Source organism: Cohnella thermotolerans DSM 17683, assembly GCF_000429825.1.
In the GTDB taxonomy this organism is placed as follows: Bacteria; Bacillota; Bacilli; order Paenibacillales; family Paenibacillaceae; genus Cohnella; species Cohnella thermotolerans.
Genome location: NZ_AUCP01000081.1, coordinates 1 through 20,395, shown reverse-complemented (window position 1 = coordinate 20,395; position 20,395 = coordinate 1). Strand labels below are relative to the sequence as shown.

The 20,395-nt window shown below is 41.5% G+C and carries 16 protein-coding genes; 4 read left to right on the top strand and 12 right to left on the bottom strand.

Features of this window, described 5'->3' with window-relative positions:
- From G485_RS0115055 to G485_RS0115040, 4 genes are all read right to left on the bottom strand, one after another.
- Positions 1-197 (bottom strand): transposase (locus tag G485_RS0115055; RefSeq protein ID WP_035156456.1); only part of this gene is annotated, 197 nt, incomplete at its 3' end.
- Between the two features lie 424 nt (positions 198-621).
- Positions 622-2,721 carry a DNA cytosine methyltransferase gene (locus tag G485_RS29195; protein ID WP_080835193.1) on the bottom strand — a complete coding sequence of 700 codons (2,100 nt, stop codon included), beginning with the start codon at positions 2,719-2,721 and terminating at the stop codon, positions 622-624.
- A 443-nt stretch (positions 2,722-3,164) separates the two neighbouring features.
- A complete protein-coding gene (locus G485_RS0115045) occupies positions 3,165-4,406 on the bottom strand; it encodes a tyrosine-type recombinase/integrase (protein WP_027093234.1) in 1,242 nt (413 codons plus the stop codon).
- 66 nt (positions 4,407-4,472) lie between these two features.
- Positions 4,473-4,679 carry a hypothetical protein gene (locus G485_RS0115040; RefSeq protein ID WP_027093233.1) on the bottom strand — a complete coding sequence of 69 codons (207 nt, stop codon included), beginning with the start codon at positions 4,677-4,679 and terminating at the stop codon, positions 4,473-4,475.
- Positions 4,680-4,915: 236 nt separating this feature from the next.
- On the opposite strand from G485_RS0115040, the gene G485_RS0115035 reads away from it, so the two are divergent.
- Positions 4,916-5,134, top strand: a complete 219-nt coding sequence (locus G485_RS0115035) for a helix-turn-helix domain-containing protein (protein ID WP_027093232.1) — start codon at positions 4,916-4,918, stop codon at positions 5,132-5,134.
- A 172-nt stretch (positions 5,135-5,306) separates the two neighbouring features.
- Here G485_RS0115035 and G485_RS0115030 read toward each other — a convergent pair whose 3' ends face one another.
- The 8 genes from G485_RS0115030 to G485_RS0114990 all read right to left on the bottom strand — a co-directional run bounded on the left by G485_RS0115030 (position 5,307) and on the right by G485_RS0114990 (position 16,031).
- A complete protein-coding gene (locus tag G485_RS0115030) occupies positions 5,307-5,492 on the bottom strand; it encodes a helix-turn-helix domain-containing protein (protein ID WP_027093231.1) in 186 nt (61 codons plus the stop codon).
- A 799-nt stretch (positions 5,493-6,291) separates the two neighbouring features.
- Positions 6,292-8,700, bottom strand: a complete 2,409-nt coding sequence (locus tag G485_RS28495; protein ID WP_051318316.1) for a DNA primase family protein — start codon at positions 8,698-8,700, stop codon at positions 6,292-6,294.
- Positions 8,697-8,897 carry a helix-turn-helix domain-containing protein gene (locus G485_RS0115020; protein ID WP_027093230.1) on the bottom strand — a complete coding sequence of 67 codons (201 nt, stop codon included), beginning with the start codon at positions 8,895-8,897 and terminating at the stop codon, positions 8,697-8,699. Before G485_RS0115020 ends, G485_RS28495 begins: the two co-directional genes overlap by 4 nt.
- A gap of 90 nt (positions 8,898-8,987) precedes the next feature.
- Positions 8,988-9,923 (bottom strand): hypothetical protein, encoded by a 936-nt coding sequence (locus G485_RS0115015; protein ID WP_027093229.1) that lies wholly within the window; start codon positions 9,921-9,923, stop codon positions 8,988-8,990.
- Positions 9,924-9,952: 29 nt separating this feature from the next.
- Positions 9,953-11,683 (bottom strand): hypothetical protein, encoded by a 1,731-nt coding sequence (locus tag G485_RS29975; RefSeq protein ID WP_156922375.1) that lies wholly within the window; start codon positions 11,681-11,683, stop codon positions 9,953-9,955.
- A 16-nt stretch (positions 11,684-11,699) separates the two neighbouring features.
- Entirely contained in the window at positions 11,700-13,181 is a 1,482-nt protein-coding gene (locus G485_RS0115005) for a hypothetical protein (RefSeq protein ID WP_027093227.1), read from the bottom strand.
- Between the two features lie 269 nt (positions 13,182-13,450).
- Positions 13,451-14,773 carry an S-layer homology domain-containing protein gene (locus G485_RS0114995; RefSeq protein ID WP_027093226.1) on the bottom strand — a complete coding sequence of 441 codons (1,323 nt, stop codon included), beginning with the start codon at positions 14,771-14,773 and terminating at the stop codon, positions 13,451-13,453.
- Positions 14,774-15,005: 232 nt separating this feature from the next.
- Complete coding sequence (locus tag G485_RS0114990; RefSeq protein WP_027093225.1) at positions 15,006-16,031, bottom strand: phospholipase D-like domain-containing protein; 1,026 nt, start codon at positions 16,029-16,031, stop codon at positions 15,006-15,008.
- Positions 16,032-16,255: 224 nt separating this feature from the next.
- Here G485_RS0114990 and G485_RS0114985 point away from each other — a divergent pair, with 224 nt between their 5' ends.
- The 3 genes from G485_RS0114985 (at position 16,256) to G485_RS29190 (ending at position 20,224) form a co-directional block, all read left to right on the top strand.
- Complete coding sequence (locus G485_RS0114985; protein ID WP_027093224.1) at positions 16,256-16,594, top strand: helix-turn-helix domain-containing protein; 339 nt, start codon at positions 16,256-16,258, stop codon at positions 16,592-16,594.
- Positions 16,595-17,505: 911 nt separating this feature from the next.
- Positions 17,506-18,657: an ATP-binding protein gene (locus tag G485_RS0114975; protein WP_027093222.1), complete on the top strand. Its 1,152-nt coding sequence runs from the start codon at positions 17,506-17,508 to the stop codon at positions 18,655-18,657.
- Positions 18,650-20,224, top strand: a complete 1,575-nt coding sequence (locus tag G485_RS29190) for a S8 family peptidase (protein ID WP_084423329.1) — start codon at positions 18,650-18,652, stop codon at positions 20,222-20,224. Before G485_RS0114975 ends, G485_RS29190 begins: the two co-directional genes overlap by 8 nt.
- Positions 20,225-20,395: the final 171 nt, after the last annotated feature.

Below are 20,395 nucleotides of genomic sequence, written 5' to 3'. Positions count from 1 at the left end.
CGCTCCTTGATGATGAGGGCACCGAGTGCAATGCGAACCGAATATGCTTTTTGACCGATGCCGATCGATGAGAAGGATTGGAAGTATTTCTCTTCCACTTTATCCCAAGGGATGAGTGCGGCAAGCTGTACCCAGCGATTCCCAGGATTAAGCTTCCCGCCAAAGGGTAAGTAGAAATTTTCCAACAGATCTGCCATATCCCGATTCGGCACGAACACGTTCGCTCACTCCATCTGCAAGGTTTTTTGCCAATTTTCTATGTTTTCCTTGCAGATAAATTCGACAAAAGTAGCTCAAATCCCTTGTGGAATAAGGATTTTTTGTTCGTTCAGCAAGCCCTAAGATAGTCGTTTTTATCGATTCTTGTTTTTGGCACATGTGCCCAATCCACTGTAAGATACCAAAGTCGAATGTTGAATTTTGGTTAGCTAAGTTGGAACGCAATAGAGAGCGGGACATGTCAATTACCCGATATTATAAAGAAAACAATTGGAACATCCTTAGAATTTGGGAACATGAATTAAAGGACGATTTCGAAAGTTGTATAAATAGGATTTATGATCTTATTTCAAAAGTTAAAAAGAAATTGCCCGAAGAAATACCCTCGGGCGTGTGTAAAGGTTAATTATGGCCTATATCTCCCATTATTCTTAAATCGTCTTCGGAAATTTCCGATGCAGGGACTAATATGTAATGTCGTTCTTCGACAACCTTCAATTCGTCGTTTTGAATGACTAATTCAAACATAGCGATTAAATTCGGTTCTTTCGCATGAACTGCGATAGCCTTGTGTTTAAGGGTAGGGTATCGATAATTGCAATATTCAAGGTCTTGTTTTACTTGTGTGATGCCGATATTGTCGCCGCCGATTTTGGCTTGTACTGGAATAATAAAGTGTTCGCCTTTTTTATTTACTCCAACGTAAATTTCATCAATCTCAATCTGACCAATACTTGGAATTTTGGTCCTTAAATGGTTTTGTAGAGAATAAGTCGTTATTCCTGTAAAGATGTCAATTAAACGGTTGTAACGAACTCTAGCCAAGAGAGCTTGTTCATCCGAAAAGGCATATTTGGCGATAATTTCAGGAGTGGAATCGGGTATTTTTATCTGAAACATGTTGGGGCTTGGAGAGATTTTTGCTCCCGACGAATAAAGCTTAAAGCGATATTTTGCATCCCCGATTCCTTCGATTGTCCACTCTTCTTCTCCCGAACAAGTATCGAGAATTTCCTTCGGAAACGCTTTTCTAAATCGGTAGGAATATATCACGTCTCCGATATTTTTAGGCAATCTTATACCAAGTTTGTCGGCTGATCGTTCAATGTCTTCGCGTACAAAGTCGAATTCGCGTAGTCCGTCTCGATAATAAGTGAAAAAAATGTCCGTGATTATTTTGTCGTATTTAGATGCCACTCTACTACCTCCTTCAATAATCGCTTCGCGGTCTCTTGTTCCAACAACGTCCTTGGAAACATTATGTTCTTTCGCGGCGGCTACCATAGTAAAAGAAAGCAATTCCTCGTTCAAAAGGCTTAAAACTTGTGTAGGACGATTCAAATTACCGCCTAAGGCAAAGGCAATTTGTTTTGCTACTGCTCTTGCTAATAACGGCGGGACGGCATTGCCCACTTCCCTGAAACCGTGCCACTTAGTTACGTGAAATCTGAACCAATCGGGAAACGAATGCAAACGAGCGGCTTCTCTAACGGTTATTACTCTAGGATACAGGTAATGGATAGGTCTTGGGCTTGTAAAAGCTCCATGCTTACTATCGCTTCCCGCTCTCAATGTATTGCATACGCCGTCGGGATGAAGCTTGAGAAAGCGGCTAACGGGTTCGACATGTCCATGCTCGGTTGCCATAAATCTCTGTTTCGATTCATCGTTGTGTTTGGTACGCATTGAGGACGTTAAAATTTTTCGATTATGATTTCTGGGCCACGATAGGTCTTCTTTATCGGCAAGAAGTCCTGCAAGGTAACGGGCGTAATCGCTTTTTGGTTCTACTTCGAACTCAATCCAATCTTGAGCTAACAATTCCTCGAATAAATCTACATCGGGTAAATCTGCAATAGCGTCTTGGACAGATGGTCCTATCGGAAGATCGTTAAGCTTAAAAGTTGGAGACATTCCTTTTATTTCTCTTGGTATAACAGTTGGTGTAGGGTATTCGATCAATGGATTCCCCTTGTATGCTCCATAAAGAAACAGTCTCTTCCTACTTTGCGGTACTCCGAAAGAAGAAGCGTTCAAAACTTTATAAGGTAAAGTTATTTCGTAACCGATTCCTTGGAACTCGTTAATTATTGTTTGAAGGAGATTTTTGGCGGTTCCCATTGTAAGGCCGGATACATTCTCCATTACAAAATACTTAGGACGAATCTCGCTTATTATTTTATAAAAGTGGAATAAGAGAACATTCCGAGCGTCGTCGGCAAGTCTTCTACCGATCATGGAGAACCCTTGACAAGGAGGTCCGCCGAAAACAACGTCAATTTCTCCGGGTTTCATACCGACCTGTTCAAGAATTTCATAACCGGAAATTTTACTTACATCGGCACATATAACCTTCGTTTGCGGAAAATTATATTGATGAACGGATGCGTGTATCGGGTCGTATTCAACCGCCGCAAGAACATCGAAACCCGCTTGTTCAAAGCCAAGCGACATTCCCCCTGCACCTGCAAAAAGGTCGATTGCGGTATATCTGGTATTCAATTATTTTACCTCCTTGGGGAACAGGTATATTATAATAGTTTATAGCATAAAAGAGAAGAAGAGAAGATATTCGTTTAGTCTCTGAGAGTCTAATTCCTCGCAGTTTGCTGCGGGGAGCTTCATTTTATAAGACTTCGTCAGGACATAAAAAGCACCCCCTCGCAATTTGCGAAAAAGAGGTGCTTCCTCTGTCCATATTTTTTACGAAATGATACCATAGATATATGCAATTAGCAAATGAGCTTTATTATTCTTGAGCCGCTCGCGCTTTTTTTCAAAAGGGATGTAATATCGCTAGCCGAATTGTAAGTATCCTCTTGTAATTCAAGGACAAGTGTTTTCATGTCGGATTCTACTCCCCATGTAGATGTACTTCATGGGTAATTATACCAAATAACAGTCGGTATAAACGAGTATAAAAGAAAAAGACGCTGGGAGGAATATTACCCCGACGTCTTTTGATCTGTCTGTTTAGCATCAATATTGAACAGATTTTCGAACTTATCGGCAGCGGCTTGATCGGCGGAACGGAGGGCATGCCCGTAAATGTTCATTGTGGTTGTAATGCTGCCATGTCCAAGTCGTTCAGAAATTACTTTAGCATGGACGCCTTGATTTATGAGCAATGTTGCTGAAGTATGACGCAGATCATGGAAGCGGATATAGCGGAGACCGTTCTTCTTGACGAATCCCCGAAACCACAGGTAGGGACGCTCGTGATGGAACGGGGTTCCGTCCATATGACAGAATACAAAATGCCGTTCGTTGCCTTCACTATCATTGCAGCCTCTCCAAGCGTCTGCGATTTTATCCCGCTCCTTCACGCGATATGCGTAATAATCTCGCAATTCCTCCAAGACCGAAGGTGGCAACGATATTTTTCGTTTGGAATTCTTCGTCTTCGGTTCTTTGACAATGATCTCGCCTTTCAGGGAGATTGAAACGCTTTGCTGAACGTCAATGACGCCGGATTTCCAGTCGATATGCTTCCATTCCAGACCGAGCAGTTCACCACGGCGCATCCCGGTAGTAAGTGCCAACGTGATCATCATTCGCCAATGATACGGCTCTCGCTGGAGGGCTTGTAACATAGTTCGTACTTCCGTTTCATCGTATGGAATGATTTCTTTGTAGACAACTTTTGGCTTTTTGACATCCGCCACTGGATTCGTCTTAATGACCTTCCACTCAACGGCTCGGGAGAAGATGTTTTTTAATACCCTGTGGTTCATTTCAATCGTTCCGCTCGATAGCGTGCCTGCCTTGTCGTCTTTACGGTTTCCCGCTTTCCCAAGTGATTCAAGGAAATCGACGATGTGCAGTGGTTTTATTTGATCGAGTTGAAATCTCCCGAATGCAGGCAAGATACGAGTGTTCAGATTCACCATGTAGGAGTATAGCGTTTTCCGCTCAAGATGCCTGTTCGCATATTTTTCCTTCCACAGCTCTACGAATCGGCTAAATGTGAGCTTAGCTGGCGCTATGTATTCTCCCGCTTCCACTTCCTCTTTGAACTTAAGCCATTCTTGTTCCAAATAAGTCTCCAGACGCTTGGGCGCTCGTAGAATGCGCTCGTCCTCGACACTAATCGTCTTTGTACGCCGGATATATTTTCCGTCTACGCCGCGTCCGAGGCTTACGGTAAGTTCCCAAGAGTTTTTGCCGCGTTGACGATGGTTTGCCATTTGTGACATCTCCTTTATTTATCAAAAAATAATTGCGCAACGGCTAATAACTGTCGATACGTCGTATTACTCAAATAGCGAAATAATTCCGTCCCGCTCCTGCCGCAGGGCCTCAACGCGGCTCATAACGATTTCCCGATCTCTGGCGGTCATAAACCGGCCGTTAATAGTTAATTCCTTCGCCAGCGAAACGTGTTCCTTGGTGATTTCCGCAAGGCGTTCGCCATATTCGGAGTTACAGGCCAGCCATATAGCTTTTTTACTGCAATTCATTCCGTCTTCACCGCCGATCTGGGCAGTTCTAACGTATTTGCTGATTGCACCAGCAGTAATTTGGTGGCAGCAAACATATTATTCCCCCTAGCGTAACAATATAACTTTTGTAGTGTATTATATTACGCTTAGAGTAATTATTCAATACGTTAAAAGTAAATATATTACGAAAAATTGATCGATCATTCTCTTAGTGATATATTATTACTATTAAGGTAACGATGAGGAGCTGCGAAATGATAAAGATTAAGGTATCAGACATGCTTGGCAAATATAAAATGACCCAAAAGGAACTCTCCGAAAGAACGGGGATTCGCCCGGCAACTCTTTCAGCGTACTATCGTGAAACGATTAAGGAGATCGGGAAAGAGCATCTGAACGCTTTATGCAAGGTCTTTAATTGCCAGCCCGGCGACATCCTAGAGTATATTCCAGAAGAACCGACTTCACAGTAAGTCTATTTGTGATACAGGATTTGAAGAAAAGGTAATCGACATATTGGGGCTTCCGATGTTCCGGGCTGGCTATCATAAGAACCCTTACCGTTGAAGCGGGTCAGATGAAAATGCTCTTTTTCCATTTTGTTTGATAGGGGTTTTGGTCTGCTTTTCACACCCGAACCAGTTTTTATGCTCGTTTCGATTCCGGCAGTTCGCCAGCCAGCCACTTTTCGAGCGTTGGCTTATAAAGTAAAATTCTCTTTCTTGCCTTTGTATGTGGCAATTGTCCAGCCGCGCACATGTTGTAAATCGTCGTCGCAGACAAGCCAGTCAACTTCGCGGCTTCTTTAACTGTCAATGTGATTTTTTCCATTTTACTTCACTCCATTCAGTCTTGTGGTAATCGGATTTGACAAGCGATTACTAACAAGACGTTATACTTTCCTCAATTCATTTTTTTCAGAAGAGAATCCAACTGATAATAAAATGCCTGCGATAAGCATCTTTCTGAACATATGAATTCATTCCGAAGCTTGCGATATGTGGAGGAATGCATCCATTTCGGGCGAGTTACAAGACATTTTTTTGAATTAAGAAGTCCCCTAACGAACAGCTTTTGCTTGATTCTGCGGCTCTGTAATAGCATTTTCATCAGATGATTACGGGATGTTTGACAGCTTATGTAAGTTAGTCCATGGCAATGTCGGCAACGTAAGAGCCTTTTAGCCAAGTAGAGTTTTTCCACCCGACGTCCGCATGCTGGACATTTGAACCAAGGGCGTGTTCCTCCGTAATTACAAGTTGTGTAAGTCAAGCGGACTGACACGGCCTGAATTGAATTTCCAGTGATAAAAATTGAATTATTAAAAAGTATCAGCGATATTGTTACAAGTGGATTCTGATTTTTAAGCCAAACCCATTGAAACTGGTTTCCTTCGGTAAGGAGTTGGGCTTTGAATAGATCGGTTATACTTAATGCCAAATGACGATCAACTACAGGTTTCGGAAATAGTTTTCTCATTATAATCACCCTATGCCTTCCTAAATCAATAAGGAAATGTATTTGCTGACAATACTGACCGAAAAATTATAGGTTTTCAGAAAAAGAAATTGGTACTGATTTTGCGGGTAGTAGGATTATATGGTCAGTATTGTCAGTTTCGTAGCGGAAGTTAACGGGTAACCAGCGGCTTGACTTTTATGCCTCTGAATCCTCGACTTCCGTTTTTCCCAATTCTCTTGTCTTCAAAGCCTCTTTCTCTAAGACGCTTTGTGAACTCACGTTGAGAGAGAACGTACTCTCCGGCTTCAACTGCCCAATGCCTGTAGTCTTCATACAGAGTAGCAATCGTGGATTCTGCTGAATCACCTACAAAACATCGTTCAAATATAAAATTCCCTATGGTGTCCATCTCGCGCCTATACCTATCCGTGGCGTCTTGTACTACTCTGGGCGTTTGAAGTCCTACTGCCTGCCATTTCAGACAGCCTTGGATTGCCCAAATCAATATGCCCGGCAACTCTTGATGAAGTTTATTGCCAAGTTGGGTGTCGATTTCGTTTTCCGGGATACGGACTTCAAAAGGGATGAGACGAATTCTTCGCCATATTCCTTCATCGCCGCCTCGAATGTTCGGCAAATGGTTTGTCGCCAAGAACAATTTGAACTGAGGTTTGAACTCGAAATACTCCCGAAAGAGAAATCTTGCCGTTATCTTGTCTCCGCCTGTCAGTTGCTTTATTAGAGATTCGTCTAACCGCTTGCCTTCGTCCGTTTCCGATGCAGAAACAAACCGGATACCGTCCAGTCGAGCGATATCATTGTTAATACCCGTCTTGTTTTTGGACATCAGAGTGTCTGATGGTGTTTGTTGAGCATAGTCACCAAGTAATTTCTGAATGGTGGTCAGAAGTGTGCTTTTGCCGTTTCTCCCTGTTCCATTCAAAAGGAATAGAACTTGTTCAGACGTATCCCCTGTAAGACTGTAACCAATCGCTCGTTGGATATATTCAATTAATTCTTGATTGCCACCCATAATTCTATGAATAAACCGTAACCAGTTCGGACAGGTTGCTCCGGGAACGAATTGAACGGGTGCAATCTTGGTCATTAAGTAATTTGGGTCGTGAGGAAGCAGTTTACCCGTTTTCAGGTCAACTACTCCATTCGATATATTCAATTTCCAAGGGGCAGCATCCAGTTCATCAGGGAGGACGGGGATACCCTTTTCTGCTTGTGCTAGCTTCAGAAAAGCCCTGATTTTCGACTCGGCTTCAGACTTGAAGGCAAATTTACGTATTTTGACCTGTTCCGATTCATCTTCCGTAAAATCACATTCCTTATGAATGGAGCGAACGGTTTCCTTTGCCAATTGAATGATTTGTTCGGTATCGTCTTCTCTCCAACGTGTACCATCCCATATCATCCAGGTTCCCTTTTTGGCATGAAATCGTATATTCCCTTTGTGTTGTTGACAGAAACGCTCCGCATTCCCCAAGTCAGTAAGAGGGTACTGTTGTTTCATTCCAAGCACAATCGGGGATTTAATGCGATCTTTATAAGGGCAGTTTCGGCACAAGGAATCGCCACACTGTTCTTGTATTGTGGCGCATGTCATGGGTTTGCCTATTCCGTTCTTTCCAAGAGCCCGACTAATTTTGTCGTTTGTTTCTTTTTCGGTATATTTTGGGTGAGGCTGACTTAGGTGATGAATCAGTCCCGCTCCGTTTTCGGCAAAGGAAAGAACGTTTATCATGGCAAACCATTTTGGTTCCGTTAATGTTGCTGCCTCATCTTGACAATGTCGTAAGAAAGCGCATTTTTCAAGGATTAGTTCTGCATCTGAAGGCGGATATTCACTAACCTTGGAGCCATTGGTTTCATTATGGAAATCAGATAGGCTATTTTCTTCAATGAAGCTGCTGAAAGCTTCCCAAGAATATCTGATCTCGTTCTCCGAAACAATTTTTACTTCTTTTGGAGAAACGTTATCCTTATAATTCAACGTTCCCGGAATCCTCAGAATCCGCGCCAAGTCGGATGTGTTATCAAATTCCCAGCCATGTTGAAAGCCTATTTGGCGCAGGACATTTTGAAAATTTCTGACCAATTCCGAAACCTGCTTGTTTTCTTTAGGAGTTGTGATCTCAATGCCTTGCTCTAACAGCCAATAAATATGGTACCCACCGCCGCTATTAACAACGAGAGACGGTTGGAGCGGGAAGGAGTTTATGAAATCTTCTGCTTCCCTGAAAGAAGGGAGCCCTTTTTTGGCATGACTACCTTCGGAACAATCAATGTCCATCCAAACTCCCGGAAGAAAGGACACATCCGACGATTTTCCACGTGCCGTACCCGATTTATTTTCCCTTTGAAGTCCGACGCCATAATAGACATCGTGCTTGTTTAGAGCAAGTCCTGAAATTTCAGATAGTGCTTCATGGAGCTTCCCAACAGGATACCAAATCGATTTTTTGCCTTGCTTCTCCCAAATATTAAGCCATCCGTTTTCCCTATTTCCGTACAGGAGTTGAAAGAAGCGGGCCGTTTGCTGTTGGTCAGGTTGCGCCGGTCTATTCATTGACACCGCCTCCATCCTCCGGATAAAGCCTGTCCGCCGCTTTTAATCCAGCTATTCAGTTGTTCTTGGTCTACTCGAATCTGTCTACCGATTCGGACGGTAGGAAGCAGCCCTTTCCGCGCAATCGCATAGGCGCGTTCCTTGGTGATACCCAAAATTTTGGCAACTTCGGGTAATGTCAATAAAACTCTTTCCATGTCAAAGCACCTCCGTAAATTTGATTTCATTTTGTCATGGAGGTGCTTTGAGTTCGTGGAATTAAGAAAAAATCGTTAATTCCTTTTTTTCTATTTCGAATATTCGCGTAGGTGCAAATTAAGAAGCTGTGCCATTTTTAGAATGCCCTTACGAACGGCGCTAGGAGATAGTGGTTTGTTAATCAATTTTCCCGAAATGTCGGTGCTGTTGTAGAAATCAGCGATTTTGTTATAATCCTCGTTAAGAATCTGATACCTGACCAGCCATTCGGTATGATTATTTTGTCTTTCACCCGTTGAGGCAGTGAAACCATGTTTTTTAATAAATTGTTCCGTCCGGTCAAGGGACATTTTAAGATAATCCTCGAATAGCCCAGTAATAATATCTCTGAATTTTTCCCTTGGCATCTTCCTTGGGTCCCAACCGCAGCCAATGGTTGTTGAGCGGGATAGTTCACTATCCAAGTCAGATTCAAAGTTTTTTATATCGGCAATCTTATTTTCATAAACTTGTTTTTTCATTGTTTTGTTGAGTTGCATGGATTTATAAACCAGCATTTCAGGTTTTGGAATAAATCGAATGGGAAATAGAGTTCCAAAATTGAATTCCGAGTCATTCGGATAATCAACACAGTCAGACAGGCTGCACTCTCCATGATCTATGAAGTCGCGAAGAAATAAAAAGCCAACACGGATATATTGCCTACAGTGTAATTCATGATCGATAAGGTTGTATTTCTTGGCCCACTCATATATATGATTTCTTAATTTTCCAATCTCTTCTTCCGAAGTTGAACATGGGTTCATGATGGCATGATAGAGCGTTGCAATTCCTTTGCATTTTTTTAAGGCAGAACGGAAGTCATCTTCTAAAGCTAATAGATCACTAACAACGTCAGGAGCAATTTTTTCGATACAATCAAGAAATTTTTCCGCATGCTGCGCAACATAAAAATCAGGGAAAAGTTCCGTTTCCGGGTGTTCGGGTCGCAGTTCTCCATTTCGCATAAAAAGTTCATTCGCCATTTTTGTTCCTTCTTTCAATTTTGATCGATTCACAAATTTTCGGCCCAAGCAGGAAATTCGATTTGATGAATTCGACAAGCTCTTCGAATCATGCTTTTGTAACGGTCATAGTCCCCGTGATTATCATGTATAATTCGCTGTAGCTCTTCATTGTGAATCTCGAAGTATGTTAACAAGCGCTTTAATTCGTCTAAACTCAGTTCTCCAACGTCATAATTATCAAGGCAGCTTTCGCAATAAAACCATCCGTTTTGCCAGTAGAGACTATCACTCAAATCCAAATAATCGCCACAGCCTCCGTCACATAAATGGGCGGAATAAGTCCTCAAATGAAATCCTTTGCTCTCAAAATAGGGGGAAAGCAGGCTGAATATACTGTCCCGCTCCTGTGCCGTTTTAAAAATGTAATCGAAATGCTCATGAAAGGGGTGTGAATGTTGATCTAAGGTTTGAACAACCTCATCACTTTCCGCCGCGCGAATCTCTTCAAGCAGTTTTTCGGCTATGTCCTGCTCACAGTCATAAAAATAGATACCGTAATAAATGGCTCGTTCCGGTCTCCATTTCAAAAGCTGCTGCTGAATATGCCGCAGCTTCAAAGTATAGTTGTAAATCTCTCTGGCGAATATGCCGTCATCTCCATCGGTTTGGATATAATCCCTGTATTCCCATATGATGTCGTCCAGTTCGTCAATAAAATCATCTGCATTCCATTGAGCATGGGCGTTCAGGTAACAACAGGACTCGGCCTTCTTTTGAAGGAGCGACTTCCATTCAGTCCAGTAAATAAACTCCTGACGGATGGATGAGTAATCAAAGTAATACGGGTGATCGTCATCCATTTCCTTAAATTCATCGGCATAAAGTTCATGATAGATTTCGTGGCACTCTTCCGAACAGAAATACTGCCCTCTCTGATTAACCACGTACCGTTCATCGACTGGTTTTGCGCATTGGACACAAAGGTTTGAACTGTTGGCAGTATCTTCAATGTCATGTATCAGCTTTTGCAGGTTGTCTGCTTGTTTCCGGAGCGTCGTCAGCATTCGGTAAATCTCGGAATCAATACAGCTTCGGTTTTCGTGAGGAGGAAGAAAATCATCCCAATACACGTCATCCAAATATCTACCAATTTCAGATAATAGCTCTTTCGCACCCTCACTGGTTGATGCATTTAATATGTTTGCGGTTAGTTGTCGGCATAGCGGCAACCACTTTGAAAATCGCTCGAATAGACTGCTGTACATGTCCAAGTTACTTTCATACGGTTTGCAATAGTAAGGCGATTTTTCGGCACAGTTCCACCCGCAATATCGATTTAAATCAATATCAACCAAGTAAACATCCTCAATAGCCGCAAAGCAAAATGAGCAGCGAGTGGGAGATAAATTCACCTGTATACATTCATTGGTTACAGTTAGCCAGCCTTCGTTAATGAAGTTTTTGAGAAAGTATTTTGTCAGGTAAGCTTTGAAACCAAGGTGCTTACTTGCTTTTTTCAACTTTGCGGCTAATGTTGCGTTTGCTTCTCTTATTTCATCCCTAATTTCATTAATGCTTGTTACACGGTTGTGTCCAAAGTGATATCTTAATAAGGCAATTAGACATTCTTTATCTTGCTTGGTCAGATGCACTTTAACCAGTCCTTTCTTTGTTGATGATTTCCGAAAAATCACCGGCTTCGGAAGTAGCAGGGGAGGAAGATATCTTGAGAACGAATTATAAAAATAAGCCGGGGTTCCAATGGTTCCCCAGCTCATCGATATAGGTAAATGCTTATTTATAAAGTGATTTTTCTATGGAATCGGCTTCTTTTAGAAAAGGGGAGTAGACCTTTTCTTCTTCTCCATTTATTTTAAGCTGTAGCCCCAAAGCTTTATTAAAATACAAATCATCCACCTGCTGGGCATGGTTCCTTACATTCCAGTACAAAGAGTTATCTTCGTTTTCATGTTCGGAACTTTCCAGTAGCGATAAGATATCTTCTAGTTCATCTAAAACTTCATTTAATCTTTTCAGTACTTCATTATCCGTTTTGTTGCTTCGAGTAATAACCGTGTAGCTTGCAACTTTGTTCGCAAGATCAAGCCATATATTATTTAGTTCCTGCTTATCAAATTTTTTTGCCTGTGTCTGCACTTTTTGGCCGGAAGACGAAGCTGTCGATTCGTGTTCTCCATTCTCTGGGTTATTATTAATCGATTTATAAAATTTGGAGATGGCGATTTGGTCTTGCTGAGAGTATTCGCCTTTATACTTCATTCGTATACTGTCGACCATACCGCTTTTGGTAAAGATGATAATATCGTAGTTTTCTTTTTCAAAATCGTAATAGGTGTAATCAGGATTAAATTGTAGAGCTGATGGTGTTCCCATATAATCGCTAATTATTCCCTCTGAAGCTCCAACTTTCAACCCGTTGCTTAGCCCCAAACCGTCCTTGGAAACCAGTATGAAATCCAAAATTCCTCCGCCTGTGAATTGGAGTGAGCTTCCTTCCAAATTAATTATGTAAGTATCCCACAAATTATCGTATTCAATGGATACATTCTGAGGAATTTTGTGTTGAACTTCCGAGAACCGTTCTCCTGCGGTCCAGCCCTCTAAAGAAAGAACGGCATCTTCTTCCGGTGCACTTGGTTCGTTTTGTTGTGGTTGTTGACTTGTTGGATGTGTAGTCTCCTTTCCAATTGCTGATTTCGAAGTCTCCACATTTGCAGCTTCATCGACTGAATTTTGATTTCTTGAGTCTAAGTTTTCATCTAATTTTTTGTGAAAGCTTTGCAAGTCAATTTTCCACTGATTTGTTTCAGTTTTGATCATGTTAAATTCCAACGTCACTTTGCTATTTACTTCACCCTCATAGAAATTTGTAAAAATCCAGACTACCTTGGCAGAACGGTCATTTATGGAAACAACTTTTTCCGAGAATTCCAACTGATCTACTACAAACAAATCCAATTTTGAAGGAATTAGAACTTGATTCAATTTATTGCGAAATTTACGAAGCTCTTCTTCCGGTATCTGTACGGTAGTTGACAGAACAACAAGTGATCCGGCTCTCTCATAGTCTTCAGTTTTGATCGCATGCCAAAATTCTCGTTCCACTTTTTGAACAATTGATTTTTCATTAGGTGGCATGATTCTCCTTAATATCTCTTTTATGCTCCAGTTATTGACTGCTAATGTGATACTCACTGTTACGAATGCAGCAACCGCCAGTAAGCTGGTAAAACTCATCGTCTTCAATCTCTTCACAAACAGTTGCCTCCTTGTCAAGCCATGACTTATCAAGATTGCAGGTTGAACGAACACCCGGAAGAGGTATTGATGAAACGTCCCTCTACCGGGTGTTATGAATTCTTCCTAACTGAATCTATCCAAAATGTATTCGATTTCCTTGTCTGATTTGCCCTCCGCTTTGAGTTCCTTCCGAAGTTCCTCTAGCACCCGGTCAATGGCATCCTGTGTTGAGTTGGAGTTTAATTTTTGCGCATCGTTCTGATCAGTCAACTTTATCAGTCCCTTCATCTGTTGTTTGGTTGGTGATACACAACCTTTGTCACGGTATTGCTTTCTTTTCCGTATCTGTTAACCAGTTTGATGGTGAACTCATTTTCCCCATTTTGAAGACTAACTTGGAATGAACCGCTATAACCGTTGGTTCCACGACCGCCGCCAAGCAAGTATGTCCTTTTTTCACCATTAACGTACAATGTCGGCTGGCTATCATATTTGTCTACCCAATCAAACCAGATATTATAGCCTGTGTTGTAGGTTACGTATTTCGGGTCAGGCTCTTCTAAACTAAGTTTGGGAGGGTCAATCGTAATCGTTATGCTCTTGTTTATTACGGTGTCGAGTCCCTTATAGCTGGACTTGATTTCAAAATTGTAAGTGCCGTCCTTTGTGACAGGGATATTGACGCTAAAACTGCCATCGAGGTCTACCATGACGTTGTCTCCGTTGATGGTCACGGTTGATCTTGGTGTGGTTTCGCCTTTAATAAGAATCGTGATTGGTTCTCCCGGTAGGGAGTCATTTTTGACGACATCGGCCCAAAGGTCTGGCGCTTTGAACGATGAATTTTGGCTTTCGGCTGTCTGATCGGGTGATTGCCCAACTGGTTCTGATTGATGATCTGGAGAATCAGCCCTACCGTCGTCGCTTATCCCTTTTATCGCCCGATACAACAAGACTGCGATTTCGGCACGCGTAATCGGATTTTGCGGTTTGAAGGTACCGTCAGGATAACCGCTTATCAATTTATGATCAGCAGCCACGTTTACGTATTTTCTGAGCTTTGGAGAAATGTCGTCCTCATCCGTGAAGTGAGAACTGTATTTTTCCGTACTCAACCCCATGATTTTCACCAAGGCTGTTGCGACATCTTCCCGCGTTGCGTTGGCGGTCGGGTCGAAGAATGGTTGGCCTTTCGGAGGGTAGTATCCAGTGACATACTCCTTTGTAGCCAGTATGTATGGATATGACCATCGGGTTGGAGGCACATCGCTATAGTAAACATCTTGTGTCACGGACAAGTCAAGAGAAAAGGTTACGGCAATCATTTTGGCAAATTCTTCGCGGCTGATGGGATTGTTCGGACGGAATGAACCATCCTCGTAGCCGCTCACGACATTTCTTCTGCTCATGCTTGAAATCGCTTCATAGGCCCAATTGTTGACCTGAACGTCTACGAATTGGACGACAATTGTGCCGGTGTTGATGATACCGTTATTGTTGATCGTTCCGTTATTGACGATGTTCGACTCCGCAAAAGCATTTGCAGGAAGAAGGGCACTCAGGACTAACATTGTGGCCAACAAGCTGGATACAATTTTCGATTTCATGTTTCTCCTCCATTTGTTGAAGTATGGTTGTGCTTTGCATTCTGGACTAAGTGACTTGTTCCGACTGCTGTGAAAGTGAAAGAAACACAGTTACAGTGTGACATCCCTCCTCGTGGCAGTGCCGAAAGAGGAGCAATCCCGAAGTAGGCAGGTTTTCCCAAGTTTTTGCGCCTCCTCTGCTCATGGTCACCATACACAGGCATTTCGTAGAATTCTAGCAACGTAAAGCATGCTAAAATAATTTGTTCTCGAAGGCGGAAATGTTGAACCTGTTCTGTTCCTTTCCCGCTCCGTTGAAACATCTAATGTACAAGCCGCTCTGGTTCTCGCTTATGGCAAATTGCAGCTTTGACTGCTGATTAATATAATTGCTTTTCAGTATTTTGTTTTTCATAAACGTTGCAGGGAGTCTGACATAGCGGTTCCCTTTACCTTCCAAACCTTCGAGAATCATGATGAAATCTAGGTTGTTCTTCTTTGCTTGATCGATGGCGCTTATACTAAGTTCAAATCTGTAATTATGGGGATGTGTTTTATCCGGGCTTGCTCTTCTTGAATACATTAACTTGGCGGTATAAGAATCTCCTTGTTTTTTTATGTGGAACACATTTTTTCCATACTGTTTTGTGTTCATCTCATGGACATATGATGCAATTTTCTTTTGTTCCTTAAGGTGTTGGAGAAATGCCTGATACTTGTTTTTGATTTCAGCCAAGCCAACTTTTTCTCTGATAAAGTCATTTAATTTTTCTTGGATTTGTTCGAAAGACAGCCTCAAGGTACTTCCATCGGAAATTAGTTGTTCCAACTCTTCAAGCTCAAGAGAATTGCAACGGTTCAAGTAGGTTGCTTTAATCTCGTCGACATCGACTTCGGAAAGCTGAACTCTGGCCATCACTTCGATATTACTGTTCTCGATCAAGCCCCAGCCTTTGCCGGTAAAATTTGCCGAGCCGATATAAGCGATTTTGTTATCGATCACGTAGATTTTGGAGTGAAGGAGGTTTAACGACTTTAGCTTGAATCCGGACTTCTGAAGCTGCTTTAGTGCCTCTAATTCAACTGCTCCGGTTAAATATTCAGTTCCAAAGGGGAGCGTTACAACTATTTTTTCAAGGCGCTTTGTTGTGATAGCGCTTAGAAGACTATCCACTGCAAGCGATGTTATGTACGGTGAAATGATGATGATTGATTTCTTTGCCTTAGTAATGTCGCTTTTTAAGTTTGAAACGAATTCAGAATGATAAAGCTTGGTCATGTTTGTCTCCTTTCGGTCATTATAGAATTGTTGCAGGTGGGTAGCTCCTATCTTTCAGCCCCTCATTATTAACATACACAGGCATGTGCCAAAATTCTAAATCGCTTCTAGGAAATATTGACCACAATAATGGTACTACTAATTTCTTTTTATGGTCAAATAGATATTTTTAGTTCCTTAATAGTTTGGTATGCCTCAGGTAAGCTTTCCTTGAGGTGGTTGACGTGACGGAAATAGCAAAGCTGCTGGGAGAGCGGATTCGAAGAATTAGAAAAGAAAAAGGGTTAAGTCAGGAACAATTGGGTGAATTGGCCGGTTTGAGTGAAAAATATATAGGACAAGTGGAGCGGGGAGAGAAAAACCTGACCATTGAGAGTCAGTATAAAATCGCCCATGGCTTAAATTTGTCATTGGAGGAATTGTTTCGTTCGCTGGACCCGATAGTAAGAGAAGATGCATTGGGGGAGCTTTTGGAACTGTTGAGTAATCGACCCAAGGCCGATCAGTCGATGATTTTAGAGGTAGCTAAGGTGATATTAAAGCAACAGGAGCGGGGAAAATAAGCAAAGGGAACAGTTGCTGAAATAACCTGCGCGAAGGAATCCCACAAGTTTAAGAAAGGATGTTTGAGAAAGAATCTTTGAGGGCATAATGGCTTCACATGTCCCCCAAGTATCGTTACTGATCCCCCTAAATTGACGCTTGTCTTCCTGAATTATAAATATTTAGATCGAATAGACTTAATTGCTGCAAGGATATTCAAGTAGCGTGTCCCTGTTCCCCTGATTCCCCCGAATAGCGGATATGAGCCATAGAAATTTTTTTAGGGACAGACTTTTCTCACTTATTCGGGTTAGCTCCATTGACGTAATTGCCGTAAAACTGCCGCAAAAATTCGTGATAAAGTACAGTAAATCCAGAGAACAGAACATATAACGCATGCCAAATCCTTGAATTTATGCGGTTATATGCGACTATAACAGATGCCATGGCAACGGGGTCGCTTCCCACATACGGGGCATGTGGAGTGCGTAATAGGAATGCAACGAATCGATACGTAGAAATCCTTTGTTTTCAACACTTTGCGCGATTTATGACTTTTACGAAGGACGGCAGCGACTTCAAAAATAAGGTACTGAAAGATAAAATTGGGGTTTCCGTTGTTTTGGACATGGATTTGGACGTCGTGTGTGTAGACATGTTTAATGCAGGAGAATAGTTTCGAGAACTGTATAATCGTGGAATACCCAAGAGAACGTTACTTCATCATCGAAGGCGTTCTCTTTTTATATACTAAGAAAGTTCAATAATGTCCAATTTAATTTTCTGTTTAATGAATGTAAATACTGATATTACATGCGATTTAACTTGATTTCATTTTGGTTTGTCCAATCGTGTCCAATATTCATTTTGACTTAAGTGTGGTTGTGAATTATAATGTATTACATAATTAGCTATGAATTGAGGGGAACAAATGAAGTCGGGTTTAATAATTAAATTAATTGAGGCGCATTGTTCAGGAAATGAGGATGCGTTTAAGAAAGCTCTTGAGAATCTGGCAAGTGATGAAGAACGAAAAGGAAATTCTTCATTATCTAATGCTCTTATGAGCGCCTATTCTTACGATAAAAAAAGCAATGTCTCGTTTAAATCGAGTCCACTGTCCGAAATGTCGTTTTCTGTGCAAAGCGCATTACCCACTCCTAAAGATAAGGATAGCGCTTTAGAATTGATTGAAGTATTGCAGCCCAAAGTCAAATTGTCTGATGTAGCATTGCCAGAGAAAACGAAAGAAGCTTTGCTTCAAATTATTGAGGAGCAAAAGCAAGCGGAGGAATTGTTAACTAAGGGTGTTTCTCCAACGAATCGGATATTACTTTGTGGACCTCCCGGTTGCGGCAAGACATTAACAGCTAATGCAATTGCAGGAGAAATTGATATTCCAGTCGCTTATGTAAGGCTAGATGGTCTTGTCTCGTCGTATCTTGGTCAGACGGGAACAAATATAAGAAAAATTTTTGAGTTTGTTAAGAACAAACGAATTGTGTTGTTTCTTGATGAATTCGATGCCATAGCTAAAAAAAGGGATGATGCGCACGAATTAGGGGAATTAAAGAGGGTAGTGACAACACTGCTTCAAAATTTGGACTCGATGCCTGTTAACGTGTTTTTAGTTGCGGCAACCAATCATCATCACCTTCTTGATCCAGCAATCTGGAGAAGATTTGATACTTCAATTTTATTAGAACTACCGAATGCACAGCAACGTGAAAGCATTATCACTAAATTTATTAACGAGACACTTGAGCTTTACGAAATGGACATTAAGATCCTTACGACCTTAACAGAAGGAATGAGCGGAGCTCAAGTTGGTACTTTCTTACAGGCTCTAGCCAAATATTGTATTATGCAACACAAAACTAAAATTGTCACAAAAGAAGATATTGCGAATGTATGGGTTAAGCAGTCCTCTCTTTTGATTAGCGAAGACAGTGATGCTTATACTCGTGCCCTATATAAGTTAAATAAAAGTGGCATTTCGATGCGTACACTTGAAGAAATCACAGGGATTTCTAAATCTACTTTGAGTTATCGGTTCAATAAGGAGGAAAAGAGCGATGAGTGATGAGCAGAAAAGTCATTTTTGGATTCCAGATGAGGAAGTTCAACGAGTTGATAAAACCTTAAGAGCGTTGCCAACAAAAAGGAATGTTTCCTTTTCAGAGCATGGTTCCAAACTGAGTCACAGCTTGCAGGCAATAAAGCAAACATTGGAAGCAGTAGCTTCAGACAATTCTTTAGCAGATTCGGATTTGCTTGTATTTAATATCGAGTTGCCTCAGGGGGAGAAGATTCAAGACAAGCAGAGTTTATTTGATTCTAATGGTATGAAGGTAAGAGCTGTTAAAAATGTACGGAGTGCTATCGTGACTTCAACAAGCAGTCAGTTCCAAACGTTAAGAAATCGGGTTGACGCTTATACACGTAATGGCAGTGGAAGAACTTATTTTGATTTTATTGAAGATTTCAAACCATACATTGGTTCCGAAAAGAATTCAAGTGAATTGCGAAAATTAACCGCTTCTGCACAGGTGCCTGTTACCTTAGATATTCAACTTATGCTGATACCAAATTTGGAAAACCATTTGTATCATTCTGCTCTGACGCATCTAATTGAAAAAATAAATGAAACGCGAGGGCATGTCCATGAATCACCTTATTATTTATCGGATAACACGCCAGTTGTCCGTGCCATAATCCCATCAAATGCATTGACTCGTTTCGAGAACGATTCTGCAATTTATAGAATCGAGAAAACAGATTTTTTTAATGTAGAGACTACTCAAGAGGCCTCTGTTGATATGGGGGAACTTGAGCTTGATCCTAGCGTTAATTTAGAAGAGCTTCCGATTGTCGCTGTCTTGGACTCCGGTGTAATGTTCCCTGAGTCATTATCATCGTTAATCATAAAGAATTGGGTTGCTCCAGACTCTAGTGGAGGAGATAGCGATCATGGAACTAAGGTAGCAAGCCGAGTGGCCTTTAAATATATTAATCAACAGCTATCATCATCAATAATTACCCCTCGTACTAGAATTCTTGACTGCAACATACTCGATGGTAACGTGCCGGTAAATATCTTTATTCAGCGAATACAGGCTGCGGTAAGTGCTCATTCGGATATTGTTAAAATCTATAATTTATCTGCCAACGCTTCCTCCCCTATAGAAGGAGATGAAATGAGTATTATTGGGTATGAACTAGACGCTTTACAATCAAGAACAGGCGTACAGTTTTTTGTATCGGCGGGTAATCATAAGCTTTGGCAAACGGAATTTGGTCTGGAAGATATTTTGGATGATGATGATTCAAGAATATCCGCACCGGCAGATTCGATGCTGTCGGTAGTGGTTGGATCAATTATCGGTGCAGACCACCAAAATAGTCTTTCTCAGAGAAACCAAATTGCACCTTATAGTCGACGCGGACCAGGTTTTCAAGGATTCTCTAAACCGGATTTAAGCGCATATGCAGGAACGATTATTCTGGATGGTAGTGATGCATCCGTACCTAATGATCCATTTTCAATGGTTATTTCAAAAGATGGAAGGTTAATACCTGATGCGGGCACTAGCTTTTCTGCTCCTATTGTAGCAGGTGATTACGCAGAAATACTAAATAGGGCTTGCTGAACGAACAAAAAATCCTTATTCCACAAGGGATTTGAGCTACTTTTGTCGAATTTATCTGCAAGGAAAACATAGAAAATTGGCAAAAAACCTTGCAGATGGAGTGAGCGAACGTGTTCGTGCCGAATCGGGATATGGCAGATCTGTTGGAAAATTTCTACTTACCCTTTGGCG

Coding starts and splice junctions, on each gene's coding strand:
- G485_RS0115045 (WP_027093234.1), bottom strand. CDS start 4,406: ATGGCAAACCATCGTCAACGCGGCAAAAACTCTTGGGAACTTACCGTA.
- G485_RS0115040 (WP_027093233.1), bottom strand. CDS start 4,679: ATGAATTGCAGTAAAAAAGCTATATGGCTGGCCTGTAACTCCGAATAT.
- G485_RS0115035 (WP_027093232.1), top strand. CDS start 4,916: ATGATAAAGATTAAGGTATCAGACATGCTTGGCAAATATAAAATGACC.
- G485_RS0115030 (WP_027093231.1), bottom strand. CDS start 5,492: ATGGAAAAAATCACATTGACAGTTAAAGAAGCCGCGAAGTTGACTGGC.
- G485_RS28495 (WP_051318316.1), bottom strand. CDS start 8,700: ATGAATAGACCGGCGCAACCTGACCAACAGCAAACGGCCCGCTTCTTT.
- G485_RS0115020 (WP_027093230.1), bottom strand. CDS start 8,897: ATGGAAAGAGTTTTATTGACATTACCCGAAGTTGCCAAAATTTTGGGT.
- G485_RS0115015 (WP_027093229.1), bottom strand. CDS start 9,923: ATGGCGAATGAACTTTTTATGCGAAATGGAGAACTGCGACCCGAACAC.
- G485_RS29975 (WP_156922375.1), bottom strand. CDS start 11,683: ATGAGCTGGGGAACCATTGGAACCCCGGCTTATTTTTATAATTCGTTC.
- G485_RS0114995 (WP_027093226.1), bottom strand. CDS start 14,773: ATGAAATCGAAAATTGTATCCAGCTTGTTGGCCACAATGTTAGTCCTG.
- G485_RS0114990 (WP_027093225.1), bottom strand. CDS start 16,031: ATGACCAAGCTTTATCATTCTGAATTCGTTTCAAACTTAAAAAGCGAC.
- G485_RS0114975 (WP_027093222.1), top strand. CDS start 17,506: ATGAAGTCGGGTTTAATAATTAAATTAATTGAGGCGCATTGTTCAGGA.
- G485_RS29190 (WP_084423329.1), top strand. CDS start 18,650: ATGAGTGATGAGCAGAAAAGTCATTTTTGGATTCCAGATGAGGAAGTT.